Source organism: Peribacillus sp. NPDC096447 (genome assembly GCF_044762725.1).
In the GTDB taxonomy this organism is placed as follows: Bacteria; Bacillota; Bacilli; order Bacillales; family DSM-1321; genus Peribacillus.
This window is the reverse complement of record NZ_JBIWEV010000001.1, coordinates 463,896-485,048: the sequence shown is the minus strand read 5'-3', so window position 1 is coordinate 485,048 and position 21,153 is coordinate 463,896. Positions and strand designations below refer to the sequence as shown.

Annotated in this window: 19 protein-coding genes; 17 read left to right on the top strand and 2 right to left on the bottom strand. The window is 42.5% G+C overall.

Annotated features, from left to right (window positions below; genetic code table 11):
• The first annotated feature begins 264 nt into the window (after positions 1–264).
• Entirely contained in the window at positions 265–1,278 is a 1,014-nt protein-coding gene (gene holA / locus ACIQZD_RS02435) for a DNA polymerase III subunit delta (protein WP_137019080.1), read from the top strand.
• Between the two features lie 88 nt (positions 1,279–1,366).
• On the opposite strand, the gene rpsT is transcribed toward holA, so the two are convergent.
• Positions 1,367–1,633, bottom strand: coding sequence for a 30S ribosomal protein S20 (rpsT, locus tag ACIQZD_RS02430; RefSeq protein ID WP_034308554.1), 267 nt, complete (start codon positions 1,631–1,633; stop codon positions 1,367–1,369).
• 274 nt (positions 1,634–1,907) lie between these two features.
• Here rpsT and gpr point away from each other — a divergent pair, with 274 nt between their 5' ends.
• The 13 genes from gpr (at position 1,908) to deoC (ending at position 17,088) form a co-directional block, all read left to right on the top strand.
• The gene (gpr, locus tag ACIQZD_RS02425; RefSeq protein WP_402897756.1) at positions 1,908–3,026 is read left to right on the top strand and encodes a GPR endopeptidase; all 1,119 of its coding nucleotides are present in this window, start codon (positions 1,908–1,910) and stop codon (positions 3,024–3,026) included.
• 86 nt (positions 3,027–3,112) lie between these two features.
• Positions 3,113–4,312 carry a stage II sporulation protein P gene (gene spoIIP / locus ACIQZD_RS02420; protein WP_402897753.1) on the top strand — a complete coding sequence of 400 codons (1,200 nt, stop codon included), beginning with the start codon at positions 3,113–3,115 and terminating at the stop codon, positions 4,310–4,312.
• Positions 4,313–4,333: 21 nt separating this feature from the next.
• On the top strand, positions 4,334–4,657 hold the full coding sequence (locus ACIQZD_RS02415; protein WP_053535740.1) for a YqxA family protein: 324 nt from the start codon (positions 4,334–4,336) through the stop codon (positions 4,655–4,657).
• A 176-nt stretch (positions 4,658–4,833) separates the two neighbouring features.
• Positions 4,834–6,669, top strand: coding sequence for a translation elongation factor 4 (lepA, locus tag ACIQZD_RS02410; protein ID WP_402897750.1), 1,836 nt, complete (start codon positions 4,834–4,836; stop codon positions 6,667–6,669).
• 89 nt (positions 6,670–6,758) lie between these two features.
• The gene (gene hemW, locus ACIQZD_RS02405; RefSeq protein WP_402897747.1) at positions 6,759–7,910 is read left to right on the top strand and encodes a radical SAM family heme chaperone HemW; all 1,152 of its coding nucleotides are present in this window, start codon (positions 6,759–6,761) and stop codon (positions 7,908–7,910) included.
• A gap of 123 nt (positions 7,911–8,033) precedes the next feature.
• Positions 8,034–9,062: a heat-inducible transcriptional repressor HrcA gene (gene hrcA, locus ACIQZD_RS02400; RefSeq protein WP_076365204.1), complete on the top strand. Its 1,029-nt coding sequence runs from the start codon at positions 8,034–8,036 to the stop codon at positions 9,060–9,062.
• A 99-nt stretch (positions 9,063–9,161) separates the two neighbouring features.
• Positions 9,162–9,752 (top strand): nucleotide exchange factor GrpE, encoded by a 591-nt coding sequence (gene grpE, locus ACIQZD_RS02395; RefSeq protein WP_402897744.1) that lies wholly within the window; start codon positions 9,162–9,164, stop codon positions 9,750–9,752.
• 37 nt (positions 9,753–9,789) lie between these two features.
• Positions 9,790–11,622, top strand: a complete 1,833-nt coding sequence (gene dnaK, locus ACIQZD_RS02390; protein WP_402897741.1) for a molecular chaperone DnaK — start codon at positions 9,790–9,792, stop codon at positions 11,620–11,622.
• 302 nt (positions 11,623–11,924) lie between these two features.
• Positions 11,925–13,040, top strand: a complete 1,116-nt coding sequence (dnaJ, locus tag ACIQZD_RS02385) for a molecular chaperone DnaJ (protein WP_101222611.1) — start codon at positions 11,925–11,927, stop codon at positions 13,038–13,040.
• Between the two features lie 36 nt (positions 13,041–13,076).
• Entirely contained in the window at positions 13,077–14,018 is a 942-nt protein-coding gene (gene prmA / locus ACIQZD_RS02380; protein WP_402897737.1) for a 50S ribosomal protein L11 methyltransferase, read from the top strand.
• A 138-nt stretch (positions 14,019–14,156) separates the two neighbouring features.
• The gene (locus ACIQZD_RS02375; protein WP_402897734.1) at positions 14,157–14,909 is read left to right on the top strand and encodes a 16S rRNA (uracil(1498)-N(3))-methyltransferase; all 753 of its coding nucleotides are present in this window, start codon (positions 14,157–14,159) and stop codon (positions 14,907–14,909) included.
• A 6-nt stretch (positions 14,910–14,915) separates the two neighbouring features.
• A complete protein-coding gene (gene mtaB, locus ACIQZD_RS02370) occupies positions 14,916–16,253 on the top strand; it encodes a tRNA (N(6)-L-threonylcarbamoyladenosine(37)-C(2))-methylthiotransferase MtaB (protein WP_137019096.1) in 1,338 nt (445 codons plus the stop codon).
• A 163-nt stretch (positions 16,254–16,416) separates the two neighbouring features.
• Complete coding sequence (gene deoC, locus ACIQZD_RS02365) at positions 16,417–17,088, top strand: deoxyribose-phosphate aldolase (RefSeq protein WP_402897730.1); 672 nt, start codon at positions 16,417–16,419, stop codon at positions 17,086–17,088.
• Between the two features lie 616 nt (positions 17,089–17,704).
• Here the strand turns inward: deoC and ACIQZD_RS02360 are convergent.
• Positions 17,705–18,637, bottom strand: a complete 933-nt coding sequence (locus ACIQZD_RS02360) for a Na/Pi symporter (RefSeq protein WP_402897727.1) — start codon at positions 18,635–18,637, stop codon at positions 17,705–17,707.
• A gap of 236 nt (positions 18,638–18,873) precedes the next feature.
• Between ACIQZD_RS02360 and rpsU the strand changes: the two genes are divergently transcribed.
• The 3 genes from rpsU to ACIQZD_RS02345 all read left to right on the top strand — a co-directional run bounded on the left by rpsU (position 18,874) and on the right by ACIQZD_RS02345 (position 21,128).
• Positions 18,874–19,047 carry a 30S ribosomal protein S21 gene (gene rpsU / locus ACIQZD_RS02355; RefSeq protein ID WP_028391853.1) on the top strand — a complete coding sequence of 58 codons (174 nt, stop codon included), beginning with the start codon at positions 18,874–18,876 and terminating at the stop codon, positions 19,045–19,047.
• A gap of 14 nt (positions 19,048–19,061) precedes the next feature.
• Positions 19,062–19,505, top strand: coding sequence for a GatB/YqeY domain-containing protein (locus ACIQZD_RS02350; protein ID WP_377391329.1), 444 nt, complete (start codon positions 19,062–19,064; stop codon positions 19,503–19,505).
• Positions 19,506–19,808: 303 nt separating this feature from the next.
• Positions 19,809–21,128: an NfeD family protein gene (locus ACIQZD_RS02345; RefSeq protein ID WP_402899862.1), complete on the top strand. Its 1,320-nt coding sequence runs from the start codon at positions 19,809–19,811 to the stop codon at positions 21,126–21,128.
• The last annotated feature ends 25 nt before the right edge of the window (positions 21,129–21,153 follow it).

The window sequence follows — 21,153 nt, the reverse complement described above, 5'->3', positions numbered from 1 at the left end:
TACTGACAAGAGTTGTCACAAATAGTTTGGGATTTTGAGGTCAAAATAACAGTACAAACAAAGCAAGCGAAAAAGAAAAGCTCAATTTTTGTTCTACATGAATACTCTACCCGCTTTCAAGGGAGATTACCCGGGCCTTTCTTGAAAGTGTTCATATAGATCCGGAATTAGCCCTTTTAAAGGGCTAGTTCCCTTTATAGCTTGTCAAATGGTCCATCCACCTATACCATTAGAGAAGAATACATAGTAAAGAGGCGGATTCTATTGGTATTAGACGTTTGGAAAAGTATAAAAAAAGGGCAATTCGCGCCGGTATACTTGTTATATGGGTCGGAAGCCTATCTAATTAATGAAACGAAGCAGCTATTGATCGAGAATGTCCTTCACGAAGATGAGATGGATTTTAACTTTTCTCAATTTGATTTAGAAGAGACGCCTGTTGAAACTGCACTTGAAGATGTCGAAACCCTCCCGTTTATCGGGGAAAGGCGCCTTGTTTTCATGCAAAACCCATTTTTTTTGACAGCTGAAAAAACGAAATCAAGAGTTGAACATAATGTGAAAAGACTGGAAGCGTATTTGGCTGACCCGGTTCCTTATTCAATTGTCGTATTGACCGCACCTTATGAGAAACTGGATGAACGGAAAAAAATCACCAAGGAACTGAAGCGTAAGGCGGTTCTCGTTGAAGCGAAAAAGCTTGGTGATCATGAGTTAAAAGGGTGGGTGAAGGAGAGGGTCGAAGCTTCTTCAGTCCAAATAGATGAGCAGGCTACAGAGCTTTTACTTGAACTTGCAGGAACGAATCTGATGATGCTTACGAATGAATTGGATAAAATGGTGCTTTATGTAGAAGCTGATAAACACATTACGGTCGAGGTAGTGGAAAAGCTGGTTGCTAAATCCCTTGAACAGAATATCTTCACGCTTGTTGATCATGTGTTACAGCGAAAGATGGAGAGTGCGATGACGATACTGCACGATCTTCTCAGGCAGAATGAAGAGCCGATCAAAATCTTGAGCGTCATGGCAGGTCAGGTCAGGCTCATGTATCAAGTGAAGGAGCTTTCCCGCCAGGGCTATAGCCAGCAAAAAATTGCAGGTCAACTGAAGGTGCACCCTTACAGGGTAAAGCTGGCACTTGAAAAGACAGGGAGATTCCAGGAACGCGAGCTATTGAGCATCATCAACGACTTAGCGGAAGCGGATTATAAAATGAAGACGGGCCAAGCCGATAAGGCAATCACGCTTGAGCTGCTGCTTTTAAAAATTAGATGATAAAAAGGCGGCAGATATCCTGCCGCCTTTTTTATGCAAAAAACGGCACAAAAAAAACGATCCGGTTGGATCGTTTAATTTTTTGTCATTATGCGTTAAGAGCGTTAAGTCTTTTCGCTAAACGAGATTTTTTACGGGCTGCCGCATTTTTATGGATTAATCCTTTAGATGCAGCTTTGTCTAATTTCACAGCAGCTGTTAAAAGAGCTTCTTTAGCAGCTTCAACGTTTTCACCAGCTAATGCAACTTCAGCGTTTTTCACTGTAGTACGCATAGTTGATCTAACAGTAATGTTATGAACGCGTTTTTTGTCGTTGATTTTTACACGTTTAATAGCAGATTTAATGTTTGGCATTCCGTTCACCTCCTACAAAGAAATCGAGATTATATGAACTCGACTTTTCAAATCCATATCAAATAGCACAAGTGATATTCTATCAGACTGCTCATAAATATGCAATACTTCAGATTGAGAATCGAAAAGGAATTATAATTTCGGGAATAAATTCATCTCGTCATCACTCATTGTACCAAAAAAATGAATAATAAAAAAGCAAAAACGACAGAATGTTTAAGAGAGACTATTGAAAATACTAGATTAGATTCAATTCAAACATCAGGAGGCCGTTATGGAAAATAATTTGGACCTTAGTGAATACGGAATTCGTACAGATTTGGCGATTGAAGCAAAGGAAATTGCCCTTGAACATAAAGGTGTTGTAGAGGAAGTGGATGTATCCCGCATTGAAGGGGTCATTATTAAGGAAAAAGAAGTGGATGATCTGAAGGTATCCTTAGTCGAGGTCACGGCTGAGGGTGAAAAAGAAATCGGGAAGAAGCAGGGCAGCTATTTGACCATCGAAGTGCAGGGGATCCGCCAGCAGGATACGGATACGCAGCAACGGGTGGAAAAGGTGTTCGCCAACGAACTGGCTTCCTTTTTGAAACGGAATAAAATCACCAAGGAAAGCAGTTGTTTGGTTGTCGGTCTTGGTAATTGGAATGTTACTCCCGATGCTCTTGGGCCTGCAGTCGTTGAGAACCTTGTGGTCACAAGACATTTGTTCGAATTGCAGCCAGAGTCCGTCAAGGAAGGTTATCGGCCGGTCAGTGCGATTTCCCCCGGAGTGATGGGGATTACGGGAATTGAGACGAGTGACATCATAAAAGGAGTCATCGAGAAAAGTAATCCTGATTTCCTGATCGTCGTTGACGCATTGGCTGCCCGTTCGATCGAACGAGTGAATTCGACGATTCAAATAACGGATACAGGCATCCATCCTGGGTCTGGTGTTGGGAATAAACGGAAAGAATTGAGCCAGGATACACTGGGAGTTCCTGTTATAGCGATTGGTATACCTACCGTCGTGGATGCCGTATCAATTGCCAGCGATACGATAGATTATATCTTGAAGCACTTTGGCAAGGAACTGAATGAAGGGGACAGACCATCACGTTCGTTGGCGCCCGCTGGATTCAGTTTTGGAAAGCGCACAAAGCTGACAGAAGAGGATATGCCAGGTGAAAAGGAGCGCCAAACCTTCTTGGGAATGATAGGTGTCCTTCCTGATGAAGAGAAACGGAAATTGATTTATGAGGTACTGTCACCGCTTGGTCAAAATTTAATGGTTACACCGAAAGAAGTCGATGTTTTCATTGAGGATATGGCCAATTTAATAGCCAATGGGTTAAATGCAGCCTTGCATCATTCAATAAATCAAGATAATACCGGCTACTACACCCGTTAAATCATTTTTAGTGCCCAAAAATGGTGTTCTACCCTTTCTAGCAAAGTCATAGGTATTAATAGACAAGCTATAGAGAGGGTGGAAGGATGAAAAGAAGAAATTCCCCAGGAATCATAACAGCCGTTCACGGATCAACAATAATAAAAACTTTTCTAGGTATTCTCGCCTTGCTTCTTTTTGTTTTTTCAGTCAGTGGGGTCATGACTTCCCTAAGACCGGAGTATCGGATATCTTCTAATTCCGTACATACTGTAGCCAACCAATTCTCGGGAAAAATGCTGTTCTCGATGCTGGCCAATGAAAACCATTATCTTTTTAATGCCCTGCCGGAAGGTAAGCAGGAATCGATGATCACGAATCAATTGATAAAAGTCTCGACTAACATTTCACTCGAAGACCCGCGAAGTTTACTTGGCAGGGAACTTCCTGGCTTTTCGATTTTTGATAATGAGATCCTCGTTGCTGGGGAAGGAACGAATTATACGAATATGCCGTATGAATCCTCGCCGCCAGTAGACGTCCTGAATGAAGAAAGGGATGCATCCCTGCAAAACCTGGATGAGATTGAAGAACCGGATAAAGGTGTGGCCGATCAGCCGAAACAAACGACAAATGGAAGGAAAGTGGTAGAAATATACCATAGCCATAACCGGGAGTCATATCTTCCATATTTAAAAGGAGTGACCAACCCGGACCTAGCCTATCATTCGAAAATCAATATTACGAAACTCGGGGAACGGATGGTTGAAGATATGGCTGATAAGGGGATCGGCTCCACGCTCGATAAAACGGATATCATGGGAAATCTGAATAATAAAGGATTGAATTATGCCAAATCCTATCAAGAATCACGAAAATCCGTCCAGACGGCATTGGCCAATAACAAAGATTTAGAATATATCATTGATATCCATCGTGATTCTAAACGAAAAAAACATACGACCATTAACATTAACGGTGAAGATTATGCCAAGATTGCCTTCGTGGTTGGGGGCAATAACCCGAACTTCGAAAAAAATGCGGCGCTTGCCAATAAGCTTCATAAAGCTTTGGAGAAAAAATACCCTGGCATTTCACGAGGGGTTATGAAACAAGGCGGAGCGGGACAGAATGGAGTATACAATCAGGATTTATCAGGCAATGCCATGCTTATTGAAATTGGCGGTGTTGATAATACTTTCGAGGAAATGTACTTGACCGTTGATGCCTTTACCGATGTTTTCAGTGAATTTTACTGGGATGCCAAAGCAGTGGATAACCCGACCGGAGATTCGGAAGCGCAGTAATTTGAAAGGAGTTCTCTTATCATGGTTCGATTTTGGTTGAAATGTACAGGGATTGTGCTCGTATTATTTTTAGGTGTTCTAATCGGGATGCAGCAAGCGAACGACGGGATGAAAAAAATGAAGGGGTATGAAGATCCCTCTTTGAATAGTGCATTCATTATTAACCAATCGGACCAAGGGGAGATGGAAGCGGATATCCTTGGCGAAAAAGTAACGAGTCATGATTTGGAGACGAAAAAAGAAAAGCTTGAAGAAATGAAGGCCTTCAACTTTTTCTCATCGATAGGCAAAACGCTAGGAGAGACCATATCAGGGGCCTTTCAAGCACTAATTGATATGATTTAGGTATGAAGTAAGTTGAGTATGCCCTGCCAAAAGGCTGCATCCGAATCCGGAATGCAGCCTTTTTTTATCCGTTGCCCTGCAATGAGGCTTCTTTTGTAACTATTCTGTTGAATCTTGCATTTTCTATTGATATAATAAAAAATAGTGTATTGTGTCGACAAGTGGGAGTGAACGTCATGAATAGAGAAGAAAAATTAAAAAGACAATCAAAAATTCGTAACTTTTCCATCATCGCTCATATTGATCATGGTAAATCTACATTGGCGGATCGTATCATTGAAAAAACGAACGCCATGACTCAGCGTGAAATGAAGAGTCAGCTGTTGGATTCCATGGATTTAGAGCGTGAGCGTGGAATTACGATTAAATTGAATGCGATTCAATTGAAATATAACGCGAAAGATGGAGAAGAATATATCTTCCATCTTATTGATACACCGGGACATGTCGATTTTACGTATGAAGTGTCACGAAGCCTTGCAGCTTGTGAAGGAGCTGTCCTTGTTGTCGATGCGGCACAGGGTATTGAGGCCCAAACGCTTGCAAACGTTTATTTAGCATTGGACAACAACCTGGAAATCATTCCGGTCATCAATAAAATTGATTTGCCGAGTGCAGATCCGGAACGGGTACGTGGAGAAATCGAGGAAGTGATCGGGTTGGATGCTTCCGATGCAGTCTTGGCTTCGGCTAAAGCGGGAATCGGAATCGAGGAGATTCTGGAACAGGTCGTTGAATTGGTTCCAGCTCCACAAGGTGATCCAGAGGCTCCTTTCAAGGCGCTTATTTTCGATTCACTGTTTGATGCGTACCGCGGTGTAGTTGCCTATATCCGTGTTGTTGAGGGTTCCGTTAAAGTGGGCGACAAAATCAAAATGATGTCCACTGGCAAGGAATTCGATGTTACCGAATTGGGTGTCTTCAACCCTAAAACCCAGCTGTTGGATGAACTGAACGTCGGTGATGTAGGTTTCCTTACGGCATCGATTAAAAACGTTGGTGATACGACTGTTGGTGACACGATTACAAGTGCGGTGAATAGTGCGACAGAACCATTGCCGGGTTACCGGAAGATGAATCCGATGGTATATTGCGGTCTATACCCAATTGACGCATCGAAATTCAATGATTTACGGGATGCGTTGGAGAAATTGGAATTGAACGATTCAGCGCTGCAGTTCGAGGCGGAATCATCGCAAGCATTGGGCTTCGGTTTCCGTTGCGGATTCCTTGGACTCCTTCATATGGAGATTATCCAGGAACGGATTGAACGTGAATTCAAGATCGACCTGATCACCACAGCCCCGAGTGTTATTTATGATGTGGTCCAAACGGACGGAACTGTCCTGAAAGTGGATAACCCGTCTAATATGCCTGATGCTCAAAAGATCGAACGGGTCGAGGAGCCATATGTCAAAGCAACGATGATGGCACCGACGGAGTTTGTCGGGGCAATCATGGAAATTTGTCAAAATAAACGCGGAAACTTCATTGATATGGAATATATCGATGAGACCCGTGTAAGCATTCATTACGAAATACCATTATCTGAAATCGTGTATGATTTCTTCGATCAATTGAAATCCAATACAAGAGGCTATGCTTCATTCGATTATGAGCTGATCGGCTATAAACCGTCCAAGCTTGTGAAAATGGATATCTTGCTGAATGCTGAAACTGTCGATGCTTTAAGTTTCATCGTTCATAAGGACTTTGCATATGAGCGCGGTAAAGTCATCGTTGAAAAATTGAAGAAATTGATTCCAAGACAACAATTTGAAGTGCCGATCCAAGCAGCAATCGGGCAAAAAATCATCGCCCGTTCTTCAATTAGTGCAATGCGCAAAAACGTATTGGCTAAATGTTACGGCGGCGATATTTCCCGTAAACGTAAGTTGCTCGAAAAACAGAAAGAAGGTAAAAAGCGGATGAAACAGGTAGGTTCCGTTGAAGTTCCGCAAGAAGCTTTCATGGCTGTTTTGAAAATGGATGATACGACACCAAAGAAATAAATAAAATAAACGATAGATAGTAAAAAGAGGGTAGAGGAAATCTAGCCTCTTTTTCTATCGACTCATTCGATTAAAAGGTTGTGAACACAATGATCAAAAGCGCCTACCTCCATATACCATTTTGTGAACATATTTGTCACTATTGTGATTTCAATAAAGTATTTTTGCAGGGACAGCCGGTCGACGAATATTTACAGATGATGAAAAGGGAAATGGAGATGCAGCTTTCCAAATACCCGACTGCCGGTTTGGATACGGTTTTTGTCGGTGGGGGGACACCGACCTCTCTGGATGAAAAGCAGCTTGCATTCTTATGTGAAGCAATCATTGAAACCCTGCCCTTTGATCCTAAAAAGGCTGAATATACATTCGAAGCCAATCCAGGGGATCTTTCGAGGGAAAAACTGGAGATACTTTATGACTCAGGGGTCAATAGACTTAGCTTTGGAGTGCAAAGCTTCAATGATGAATTGTTAAAACGAATCGGCCGGACTCACCGGGCTTCTGAAGTTTATGAAACGATTCATTTGGCTCAAGAGGTTGGCTTTACGAATATCAGCATCGACTTGATATATGGATTGCCGGGCCAGACGATGGAAGATTTCAAGGATACGCTGGATAAAGCGATTGCCCTTCAATTGCCGCACTATTCCAGCTACTCATTGATCGTTGAGCCGAAGACGGTTTTTTATAATCAGATGAGAAGGGGTAAATTGAACCTGCCGCCGCAGGAGCTCGAGGCTTCGATGTATGAGAGGCTAATGGAAGAGATGGAGAAGCATGGTCTGCATCAATATGAAATCAGTAATTTTGCCCGAGCTGGGTTTGAAAGCAGGCACAACCTGACATATTGGGATAATGTGGAGTATTATGGGATTGGTGCCGGTGCACATGGCTATACTGGAGGAAAAAGGGTGGCCAATCATGGTCCTGTGAAGAAATATATCACGCCATTGCTCGCGAACGAGCTGCCTGTATTGGAAGAACACCCAGTACCGCTTCATGAACGGATGGAAGAGGAGATGTTTTTGGGGCTCCGGAAAACGGAAGGTGTATCATTGGAAATCTTCAAGAATAAATTTTTTGTTGAAATGACGGAGATTTTCAGGAAACCGCTCGAAGAAGGATCGGCAAAGGGTCTGCTTGAAGTGGAAGGCGGGTTCGTGCGCTTGACTGATCGGGGCAAACTGCTTGGAAATGAAGTGTTCCAATCATTTTTGGGCGTTATTGATTCCGACTGAAGGAAACTCAAGTTATTTTAACGCTGAATTAGGGGTTTCATTGTTGACATCATAAGCTTCATTTGATAATTTATTAGTATATTAGCACTCGATGAGACAGAGTGCTAACAGAGGTGATCATACATGCTAACTGATCGTCAATTATTGATTCTACAAGTGATAATCGAGGATTTCATCCATTCTGCCCAGCCAGTCGGGTCACGAAGCTTGTCGAAGAAAGATGAAATTACGTTCAGCTCTGCCACAATTCGCAACGAAATGTCCGATCTTGAAGAAATGGGATTTTTAGAAAAAACCCATACCTCTTCCGGTAGGATCCCTTCTGAAAAAGGGTATAGATATTATGTGGATCATTTACTTTCTCCTCAAGCTCCGAAAAAGAATGAAATGAAGATATTAAAATCCGTTTTTGTAGAACGAATTTATGAATTGGAAAAGATCGTTCAGAAGTCAGCGAAAATACTTTCGGAACTGACGAATTATACGGCGATTGTACTGGGGCCAAAAGTGAATGAGCATAAGCTGAAAAAAATCCAAATCATTCCTTTAAGTCCTGAAACGGCAATAGCCATCATCATTACCGATACAGGTCATGTGGAAAATCGAATGATTTCCTTACCGCCTTCTTTTGATATAAACGAAATTGAAAAGATGGTGAACATATTGAATTCCCGTTTGGTCGATGTTCCGCTAGTTGATCTTAAGGATAAGATTTATAAGGAAGTGGCAGTTCTATTGAGCCGCCACATTCATAACTATGGATCGATGGTCTCGATCCTTGCGGAGACCCTGACGGACACAAAGCCCGAAAAAATATTTTTTGGCGGGAAAACGAATATGCTGAGGCAGCCGGAGTTCCATGATATTGCTAAAGTAAGTACGCTTTTATCTATGATTGAGCAGGAACAGGGATTTTATGAACTAATTACTCAAAATCCATCGGGCATCCACGTCAAGATCGGCCGTGAAAATCAAAACACAGTGCTCGATGACTGCAGTTTGATTACGGCGACCTACTCAATCGGGCAGGAGCAAGTTGGCACATTGGCCATATTGGGTCCAACGAGAATGGAATATTCGAGAGTGATCAGTCTGCTTTCGTTTTTCTCGAAAGATTTAACGGCCCTGATGACAAAACTGTATCAAAAATAGTAGCAAAGGTAATATTGTTAAGGTGGCGGAGGAGCATATTCCGCGGCCTGGCATATTACTTTAGCATAAATTGTATAACCCTTTTAGGGAGGTGAGATTGTGACAGAAAATAAAAACGAAGAACAAACATTGGAAAATGAAACAATCGAGGAAAGTGCTGCAGAAGCAGTTTTCGCTGAAGAAGAAACTCCAGCGGAAGAAAACCAAGGTCCGGTTGAAAAAGATGAACTTCAATTGGCTCATGAAAAGATTGCTGAACTTGAGGCGAAAATCGAGGAAATGGATAACCGTTATCTTCGTCTGCAGGCCGATTTTGATAATTCAAGACGCCGTGCCAAGCTTGATATGGAGGCGGCTCAAAAATATAGAGTTCAAAGCATTGCTAGTGATTTAGTGGAGGCTCTTGATAATTTTGAAAGAGCTACAAAAATCGAAGCGGAAAATGAACAGACGAAATCCTTGCTATCCGGCATGGAAATGGTCTATAAAGCGATTACTGATGCATTGTCTAAAGAAGGCATCGAACCGATCAGTTCGGTTGGTGAAGAGTTCGATCCGCGTTTGCATCAAGCGGTCATGCAAGTTCAAGATGAAAACTTCGGTTCGAACATCGTCGTCGAGGAATTCCAAAAAGGATACCTTCTTAAAGACCGTGTGATTCGACCTGCAATGGTAAAAGTGAACGAATAGGATTTTTACATATAAATAATTGGGAGGTAGTGAAACTATGAGCAAGATCATTGGTATTGACTTAGGTACAACAAACTCTTGTGTATCTGTACTTGAAGGCGGGGAACCAAAAGTAATCCCGAATCCGGAAGGAAACCGTACAACTCCATCCGTAGTGGCATTCAAAAATGGAGAAAGGCAAGTAGGGGAAGTGGCAAAACGCCAAGCGATTACAAACCCTAATACGATCATTTCCATTAAACGCCATATGGGTACTAACCATAAAGAAGTAATTGAAGGAAAAGAATACTCACCTCAAGAAGTTTCTGCAATCATCCTTCAATACTTGAAATCATACGCTGAAGAGTATCTTGGCGAAAAAGTCACTAAAGCGGTTATCACTGTACCTGCTTACTTCAATGATGCAGAACGCCAAGCAACTAAGGATGCTGGTCAAATTGCCGGCCTTGAAGTGGAACGTATCATCAACGAACCGACAGCTGCAGCACTTGCATACGGTTTGGATAAAACGGAAGAAGATCAAACGATCCTTGTATTCGACCTTGGCGGCGGTACATTTGACGTGTCGATCATGGAACTTGGAGACGGCGTTTTCGAAGTTAAGTCCACAGCTGGTGACAACCGTTTAGGTGGGGATGATTTCGACCAAGTCATTATTGATTACCTAGTTGAAGCATTCAAGAAAGAAAACGGAATCGACCTTTCAAAAGATAAAATGGCGGTTCAACGTTTGAAAGATGCAGCTGAAAAAGCGAAAAAAGATCTTTCCGGCGTAACGTCAACTCAAATTTCTTTACCATTCATCACTGCTGGAGAAGCTGGCCCGCTTCACTTGGATGTAACGATGACTAGAGCTAAATTCGATGAGCTTTCTACAGGTCTTGTGGAACGCACTATGGGACCAACTCGTCAAGCATTGAAAGATGCTGGTCTTTCAGCATCTGAAATCGACAAAGTAATCCTTGTTGGTGGATCTACACGTATTCCTGCGGTTGTTGAAGCGATCAAAAAGGAAATCGGTCAAGAACCAAGCAAAGGTGTAAACCCTGATGAAGTGGTGGCTATGGGTGCTGCAATTCAAGGTGGCGTATTAACAGGGGATGTTAAAGACGTTGTCCTTCTTGATGTAACACCACTTTCACTTGGAATTGAAACGATGGGCGGAGTATTCACGAAACTGATTGACCGTAATACTACGATTCCAACAAGTAAATCACAAGTATTCTCGACAGCAGCTGATAATCAAACTGCAGTTGATATCCATGTCCTTCAAGGTGAGCGTCCAATGTCAGCGGATAACAAAACTCTTGGCCGTTTCCAATTGAGTGACATTCCACCGGCACCTCGTGGAGTTCCGCAAGTTGAAGTGACATTCGATATCGATAAAAACGGTATCGTGAACGTTCGTGCGAAAGATCTTGGCACAAACAAAGAACAAGCGATCACCATCAAATCATCTTCAGGACTTTCTGATGAAGAAATCGAACGCATGGTTCGTGAAGCGGAAGAAAATGCCGATAGCGATAAACAGCGTAAAGAAGAAGTTGAACTTCGTAACGAAGCTGATCAATTAGTTTTCCAAACGGAAAAAACGCTTAAAGATCTAGAAGGTAAAGTGGACGAAGCGGAAGTAACAAAAGCGAATGAAGCGAAGGATGAACTGAAAGCTGCAATCGAGAAAAATGAGCTTGAAGAAATCCGCGAGAAAAAAGATGCGCTTAACGAAATCGTTCAAGCTTTGACAATGAAGCTTTATGAAGAAGCGGCAAAAGCTCAGCAAGCTGGAGAAGCCGGTGCTGGCGAATCAGCTCAAGACGATAATGTGGTTGATGCTGAATACACTGAAGTTAACGAAGAAGAGAAAAAATAAAAAGTGGCCCAATCGGGGCACTGAAATATTGGGCAGTTAGTTTCTGCCTGCCATTGTAAAAAAGTCAAAGTCAGGTTATCTTGACTTTGGCTTTTTTTACAATGGATGGAATCATTGTCAGGAAGTGTTACAATCGCTGGTGGGGAATCATGGGATTTTAGAGAAAAAGATGTGCAAATCGGGGCTGGCAGTACCAATTACAAAAATGTGTTAAAGCCGTTTGTACTTTTCTAGTTGATTATTATCTTCGTTCAGTGATAATATTACCTTTATGTGAATCGAATCGGGAGTGGATTTTAGATATGAGTAAACGCGATTATTATGAGGTGTTAGGCCTTTCGAAAAGTGCTTCGAAGGATGAAATCAAAAAAGCGTATCGAAAGCTCTCCAAACAATATCACCCTGATATTAATAAAGCGGACGATGCTGCGGATAAATTCAAGGAAATCAAGGAAGCTTACGAAGTATTGAGTGACGAACAGAAAAAGGCCCATTATGACCAATTCGGACATACAGATCCCAATCAGGGCTTTGGCGGTCAGGACTTTGGCGGTTTCGGCGGTTTTGAAGATATTTTCAGTAGCTTCTTTGGTGGCGGCGGTCGCAGGAGAGATCCTAATGCACCGCGTCAAGGGGCGGATTTACAGTATACGATGACGCTTTCTTTTGAAGAGGCTGCATTCGGAAAAGAAACTGAGATTGAAATTCCGCGTGAAGAGAATTGTGATACATGTAAAGGATCCGGTGCCAAACCTGGTACAAAAGTGGAAAACTGTTCACATTGTCATGGAACCGGTCAATTGAATGTTGAACAAAACACAGCGTTCGGAAGGATTGTGAACCGGAGAGCATGTCACCATTGTCAAGGTACGGGAAAAATCATTCCTAATAAATGTTCAACATGCGGCGGCGACGGAAAAGTCCAAAAACGTAAAAAGATCCAAGTCAAGGTGCCAGCAGGAATTGATGATGGCCAGCAGTTGCGTGTAACCGGCCAAGGAGAGCCAGGAATCAATGGCGGTCCGGCAGGAGACCTGTATGTAGTCTTCCATGTACGCAGCCATGAATTCTTTGAGCGGGATGGCGATGATATTTATTGTGAAATGCCGGTTACGTTTGCCCAGGCAGCATTGGGCGATGAAATAGAAGTTCCGACGCTGCATGGAAAAGTGAAGCTGAAGATTCCTGCAGGTACACAAACAAGCACTCGTTTCCGTTTAAAAGGCAAAGGTGTTCCGAATGTAAGAGGATATGGCCAAGGAGATCAGCATGTGGTCGTATTAGTGGTCACCCCTAAGAAATTAACGGAAAAACAAAAGGACTTGCTTCGTGAGTTCAGTGATATCAGCGGACAAGGCGTAGATGAACAAGATGATGGCTTTTTCTCAAAAGTAAAGCGTGCTTTTAAAGATAGGTGAATAAAAGTAAAAGAACAAATTGGGAGTTGGTAGATTATGAAGTGGTCTGAATTTGCAATCCAAACAACGAATGAAGCGGTTGAACCTGTTTCGAATATTCTTCATGAGGCAGGTGCGAGCGGTGTTGTCATTGAGGATCCTCTAGAATTAGTCAAGGAACGTGAAAATGTTTTTGGCGAAATCTACCACTTAAACCCAGATGATTATCCGGATGAAGGTGTAGTCATCAAGGCTTATCTGCCCGTTAACAGCTTCCTTAACGATACCGTTGATGCTATTAAGGAATCAATCAATAATCTCCTTCTTTTTGATATAGACCTTGGGAAAAATGTTGTTTCAATTAGTGAAGTGAATGAGGAAGAGTGGGCGACGGCTTGGAAAAAATATTATAACCCCGTCAAGATATCCGAACGTTTTACCATCGTGCCAACATGGGAAGACTACACTCCAGTAAGCAGTGATGAATTGATCATTGAACTTGATCCAGGTATGGCTTTCGGAACGGGTACACACCCGACTACGGTCATGTGCATCCAAGCGTTGGAGCGTACAGTACGGCCTGGGGATTTAGTCGTAGATGTAGGAACGGGTTCTGGTGTTCTAAGCATTGCAGCTGCATTATTGGACGCAAAACGAATCCAGTCCCTTGATTTGGATGAAGTGGCAGTACAGTCAGCCATACAAAACGTGGAAATAAATAACGTGCAGGATAAAGTGTCCGTTTCACAAGGCAATTTGCTGGATGGTGTGAATGAACAAGCGGATATCGTCGTGGCTAATATTCTTGCCGAGGTGATCATGCGTTTTACGGATGATGTAGCGAAAGTCGTTAAACCTGGCGGACATTTCATCGCTTCCGGAATCATTCAAACTAAGAAACAAGATGTGAAGGATGCGATTATAGCATCTGGTTTCACCATTGAGGAAACGATCTTGATGGAAGATTGGGTGGCAATAATAGCGAAAAGAAATGATTAATTGAAAAAGTTACTCTGATTATCGGGTATTTTGATAGTCAGAGTACCTTTTTTTAGCTTGAATCTTTGCATGGCTTGCATTCTGGATTCCTGACTGTTAGCCTGTGTTTTTTTTAGACTAGACGAAGTGGGTGGCAGTGTGCAACGGTATTTTCTTAACGATGTAGACATCAATGGAAACACGGTGACGATATCAGGCGATGATTTTCACCATATCGCCAGGGTGATGAGGATGGGACCAGGGGAGCGGATCATTACGGTAAAAGGTAATGGTATGACAGCTGTCGCGGAAATTTCGGAAATTACTGATGACGCTGTTATAGGGACCGTTTCCGAATGGAAGAATGAAGAAAAGGAACTTCCTGTAAGGGTTGTGATAGCGAGCGGTCTGCCTAAAGGGGATAAGTTGGAATATATCGTTCAAAAGGGTACTGAACTGGGTGCCGTTGAATTTATCCCTTTTATTGCTGCTCGTTCGGTGGTAAAATGGGACCACAAAAAGGTAGGTAAGAAATTGGAGAGGCTCCAGAAGATTTCAAAAGAGGCGGCTGAGCAATCTCACCGCACGGTTATCCCTGCCATCAAGGAACCGATGACGGCAGATCAGCTAGCTGGTTATGCTTCCGGTTTCGATCATAAATTAATCGCTTTTGAAGAAGTGGCAAAACGGGGGGAAACTTCTGTACTCGCTTCTGTCTTGAAAGATATCACCGCTGGGCAATCCATCCTATTCGTTTTTGGGCCTGAAGGTGGTTTAGCAGATAAGGAAATTGAAAAACTGACTGATGCCGGTTTTATGGCTTGCGGTCTTGGACCAAGAATATTAAGAACTGAAACAGCACCTTTATATGCACTTTCCGCTGTTTCTTATCATGTAGAACTTTTGAGGTGATGAAAAATGGCAACGGTCGCTTTCCATACATTAGGCTGTAAAGTGAATCATTATGAAACAGAGGCCATATGGCAATTATTCAAAACTGGAGGATATGATCGTGTTGAGTTTGAAAATACATCTGATGTATATGTCATCAACACATGCACGGTGACAAACACTGGCGATAAGAAGAGCCGTCAGGTCATCCGTCGTGCCATTCGTAAAAATCCGAATGCCGTCATAGCGGTAACGGGATGTTACGCACAGACATCACCGGCAGAAATCATGGCCATACCAGGTGTGGATATTGTTGTAGGAACACAGGACAGGGTTAAACTCCTTGATTACATCGAGCAATTCAAGGTTGAGCGTGAGCCAATCAATGCCGTAGGAAATATCATGAAAAACCGTGTCTACGAAGAGTTGGATGTACCTGCTTTTACAGACCGTACACGAGCTTCACTTAAGATTCAGGAAGGTTGCAATAATTTCTGCACTTTCTGCATCATCCCTTGGGCCCGTGGCTTGATGCGTTCCCGCGATCCAAAGGAAGTCGTTCACCAAGCTGAACAGCTTGTCGAGGCAGGCTATAAAGAGCTAGTCCTCACCGGAATTCATACTGGCGGCTACGGAGACGATTTGAAAGACTATAATTTGGCGATGCTGCTGCGTGACTTGGAAAAAGTCGATGGATTGAAGCGTATCCGTATATCATCCATCGAAGCCAGCCAGATTACAGATGAAATCATTGAAGTGCTGACGAATTCGAAAAAAGTGGTACGTCATTTGCATATACCAATCCAATCGGGTTCCGATACAGTTCTAAAACGGATGAGACGTAAATATACGATGGATTTCTTCGGGGATCGGATCGAGAAGTTGAAAATTGCGCTTCCGGGTCTTGCGGTTACCTCTGATGTCATCGTAGGTTTCCCAGGTGAAACAGAAGAAGAATTCATGGAGACATATAACTTTATAGAAAAATATAAATTCTCCGAACTTCATGTTTTCCCTTATTCAAAACGGACAGGGACTCCGGCTGCCCGTATGGAAGATCAAGTGGATGAAGATGTCAAGAATGAACGCGTACATCGCCTTATCACGTTGTCGGATCAGCTGGCAAAAGAGTATGCCTCCCGATTCGAAGGGGAAGTTCTTGAAGTCATTCCTGAAACGAAGTTGGAAAATGGCCTTTATGAGGGCTATTCCGATAATTACATGAAAGTCGTCTTCCCGGCTTCGGAAGAAATGGTCGGTGAAATCGTCAAAGTGAAGATTACAAAGTCTGGCTATCCATTTAGTGAAGGTCAGTTCGTGACGGTCGTGAAGGATTTTCCGTTGCAACAAGCATCCAATATCTAATCTAAGACAGCGGTAAATCGCTGTCTTTTTTTATCCTCTCTTTTAGATGTGTTATCTTGGCACTTTCGGGTAAAGACTATATATATCGTCAAAGTGGATAAACTATGGTATTATGAGAGGTACGTACAACTAGGTATAGATTGTTTTTGAGGAGGATTTATTAATGTCACAAAATGTAGCAGGTTTAATCGACCACACGTTATTAAAAGCAGATGCGACCAAAGAGCAAATAAAGGTATTATGCGAAGAAGCGAGAGAGTATAACTTTGCTTCCGTATGCGTGAACCCAACTTGGGTGAAATATGCAAGCGAACTTTTGGAAGGTTCAGAAGTGAAAGTTTGTACCGTTATCGGCTTCCCTCTAGGTGCAACCACACCGGAAACCAAAGCTTTTGAAACGAAAGACGCCATCTCCAATGGCGCTCACGAAGTCGATATGGTGATCAATATCGGCGCATTGAAGGACAAGGATGATGAGATGGTAGAGCGGGATATTCGTGCTGTTGTAGCGGCATCCACTGGTAAGGCTCTGTCAAAAGTGATCATTGAAACTTCTTTATTGACTGATGAAGAAAAAGTCCGTGCATGTGAATTGGCCGTAAAAGCCGGAGCGGATTATGTGAAAACATCAACTGGTTTTTCGACCGGCGGAGCGACTGTTGAAGATATCACGCTTATGAGAAAAACAGTTGGCCCGGATATCGGAGTCAAAGCTTCAGGCGGAGTCCGCAACACAAGCGATGCCCAGAAAGTGATTGAAGCTGGTGCAACAAGAATTGGTGCGAGTGCAGGTGTCTCAATCGTAAAGGGCTTAACGGCTGATTCCGATTATTGATTTTGTAAGGGACCCGTATAATAAGTCCTTAAAATAAAACAGGCGGAGAAAAATGAATTATTTTTCTCCGCCTGTTTTTTATTACTTCCATAAAACGGATTATAAGTCGAGTGCCAAGTGCTGTGCATTGCGCTTATTTCCTTGAAAAAGAGGAAACGTTTCAACTTTGGACTTTTACTTGTCATTTTTGGAACCTATAAATTTTAAAAAAAGTTTATTGTGGATTCAATGGATATTAGGGGTACCAAACAGGGAGTAAACATACTGGGGGAGGAAAATGAAAAAATCGGGTATTTAACTTTCTTTTATCATTAACACTACTTACAAAGAGTGATGAAATTTTGGGTGTATAACACATTAATAACCGTTTTATATATAATGGCAGTAATCGTTTTTTATCTAACATCTTTCTCTAATAAAAGTTTGTGGATTTTGATATTAGCTGCTGTTATATTGAGTGGTTTGCGCTTATTAAACTATAAAGTTAATTATAAAAAGATTAGCTAAAACCTCCCCGTAATCATTTATCCTTTTATATCTGTTACAGCTACATATTATGTCTATCTTCCCCTGAAGCTGCCCATAAGAAAGTCTCTAATGAATTTTGGACAGCACCTTATTTCTTTAAGTGTTGCCGATGCACCAAAAGAATGAGGTTGGAGAATTGCCGTGCGCATGGCAATACGGCCAAAGAAGTCAAGATATTGAAAATGACACTGGCATGTGCGAGCTGTGTCCCCTTGTTTTCGGTGAAAAAGGCAGCAGTGCTCTCAAGGATGTCCACAAAAGGCAGGAATGCGGCAACCCCGATGACGTTTAGCCAAATATGTGCATACGCTGTGAAGGCAGCTTGTCTGCCGGAACCGATGCTGGCCATGTATCCGGTGATGCAAGTGCCTATATTCGATCCGAGCATGATGATGATTGCGGAAGAGACGGATAACTCCCCATTCATTAAAAAGCTCATGGCTATCCCGATGGTTGCCGAACTGGAGTGAATGAGTGCTGTCAATAATATCCCGGCTAATAGGGCATAGCTCATATGGCCCTCTATGTAATGGATGAGCGTTTGTATGGATGGATAGGCTGCAATCGGTGTAGAAAGCGTTTTAAAACCACTCATCGCCGCGAAGATGGCCGAGATTCCGATCAGTGACATCCCTATGCTTCTCGGTAATGCTTTTGGCATGAAGCAAAGGAAAGCGCCGCTTACGACACCGGGAATGATCCAACGATCCAAGGAAAAGGTCATGAACTCTGCTGTAAAGGTGGATCCGATATTCGTTCCAAGAATAATCCCGATTGTTTGCGGGAACGTTAAGCTTCCTGCGGAAACGAGGCCGACCGTCATGACCATGACCGCCGAGCTGCTCTGAAGGATCCCCGTAAAGATGGTTCCGGCCATGAAGCCTTTCCATGGCTTATCCGTAACCTTTGAGAGAAAAGTTTTTAATGCTGCACCGGACATATTGAACAGTCCGATACGTAAAACCGACATACCTGCCAAAAATATCGCAATGAATAAAAGGAATAAAAATAGCTCATGCATGACTGTCACCTCAAAGTAAGCTTATGGCCCAATGACGGGAGACATGCTATAAATTGGATTTTCATGCAAGTTGAATTATCGTTTAGTGAAAAATTATGATAATAACATGATGATATTCAAAATAAGTTTGATTTTATTGGTTGACCTGCTAAAGATGATATATTATAATTGTTTAGTACATGTATAACATGTTGACAACTTGAGTTAGTGTGTTGTTTTCGGAGGGAGGGAAAGAGATGTCTAAAACCGTCGTTCGTAAAAACGAATCGCTTGAAGATGCTCTTCGTCGTTTCAAACGTACTGTATCTAAAGCAGGATCGCTTCAGGAAGCTAGGAAGCGTGAATTTTATGAAAAACCAAGCGTAAAACGTAAGAAAAAGTCTGAAGCTGCAAGAAAACGTAAATTCTAAGAGAGGGTGGAAAGATGAGTCTTCTCGAGCGTTTAAATAATGATATGAAACAAGCGATGAAGAACAAGGAAAAGGACAAACTATCTGTTATTCGGATGCTGAAAGCTTCCATTCAAAACGAAGCCTTGAAGCAGAGACAAGATTTAACAGATGATGAAGAATTGACAGTGCTCTCTCGCGAATTAAAACAACGCAAAGACTCCCTCCAGGAGTTTGAAAACGCAGGTCGTTCAGATCTCGTGGATAAAGTCCGCACCGAACTAGTATACGTAGAGGCATATATGCCTGAGCAACTTTCAGAAGAAGACATTTCTAAAATCGTTCAACAAACGATTGAAGAAGTCAATGCAACATCCAAAGCAGATATGGGCCGAGTTATGGGAGCTTTAATGCCTAAAGTTAAAGGTAAAGCGGATGGTTCTCTAGTAAACAAATTAGTACAACAACATCTATCTTAAACTCTAAACTTAAAACTCGAAACCTAACCGCAGGCAAATTGCCTGTGGTTTTTGTGTTTTTCATGAATTTTATGCGTATATTATTGAAACGAAGCCCAAGATAATAGGGGTGCTTTTAATTTTATTTGCTTTTTTTGAAACCTTTTTCATATACATACGTAATAACTAAAGAACAGAGTAAAGGGTTGCTCTTTTGCTCCTTATTCGAATTTAGTTGAGTGCTGAATTTACTGGTAGGTTTTCCTCCTGAATATTGGAGGCACTTACCGCGTTTAATACGGGAAAGGGGACGTTCCGTTGAAAATTTGGCGTTATTTATCTGTACTCTTATTTGGATTGCTGTTCACCATGTCTTCTTTTGGGGGATCGACGGTATCTGCAAACCAGAAGATCGTTTACCATGTACCAATAGAAGAAACGGTGGAAAAGGGACTCTCGGCCTTTTTGGAACGCGCGCTTACCACTGCTGAAGCAGATGATGCAGATCTTGTCGTTTTCGAGGTGAATACCCCTGGAGGTGCTGTGGATGCAGCAGGGGAAATTGCAAAGTTACTGTCCGATTCACCAATCAAGACAGTTGCCTACGTCAATAACAGGGCTTTATCTGCAGGGGCATACATTTCTCTAAGTGCAGATGAGATTTATATGGTTCCGAGTGCCACCATGGGATCTGCCGCTGTAATTGATTCAACAGGGAACGCTGCAGGTAAGAAAGCGCAATCTTATTGGTTAGCTGCCATGAAGACTGCTGCAGAACAAAATGGACGTGATCCCATATACGCCCAGGCGATGGCGGATGTTGACATCGATCTACCCGAATATGGAGCGGAAAAAGGAAAGTTGCTGACATTTACAGCCGAACAGGCAAAAAAGGCTGGATATAGTGAAGGCACCGTCTCTGGGAAAGCGGAGCTGTATAGTATACTTGGAGTTGAGGATGCTGATATTCGGTCAATCGAAGAAAGCTTTCCTGAGAAACTTGCCCGCTTTTTGACCAACCCGATCGTCGTTCCCATTTTATTAACGATAGCGGGAATCGGGATTGTGATGGAATTGTTTTCACCCGGTTTTGGAATTCCGGGGGTCATTGGAATCACCAGTCTTGTCTTATTCTTCTATGGTCATCTTGTCGCCGGTATCACCGGATACGAATCGTTAGCGATGTTCATCATTGGGGTCATTCTCGTACTCATTGAATTTTTTATCCCAGGGGGGATTATCGGGCTGCTCGGATTTACAGCGATAGTGGGGAGTCTGTTCCTCGCGACTGGAGATCCGGTCCATATGACGATATCCTTGCTAATTGCGGTCACCGTATCCATTTTGGTATTCATCCTACTTGTAAAGGTGTTTGGAAAACAGATGAAATTTTTCAGGAAAATGATATTAACTGATGCAACAAAAACGGAACAAGGGTATGTCAGCAATCCGAATCGTTTGGATTTATTAGGTGTTGAAGGGAAGGCCCTTACAGATTTGAGGCCTTCAGGAACAGCTTTGGTCAAAGAAGAAAGAGTGGATGTCGTGACCGAAGGAAGCTTTATTTCCAAAGGTTCGTCAATCGTTATCGTTAAAGTTGAAGGATCAAGGGTAGTCGTCCGGGAAATTCCGGATTCAAATTAAAATTAAAAGATACAGGAAGGATGAA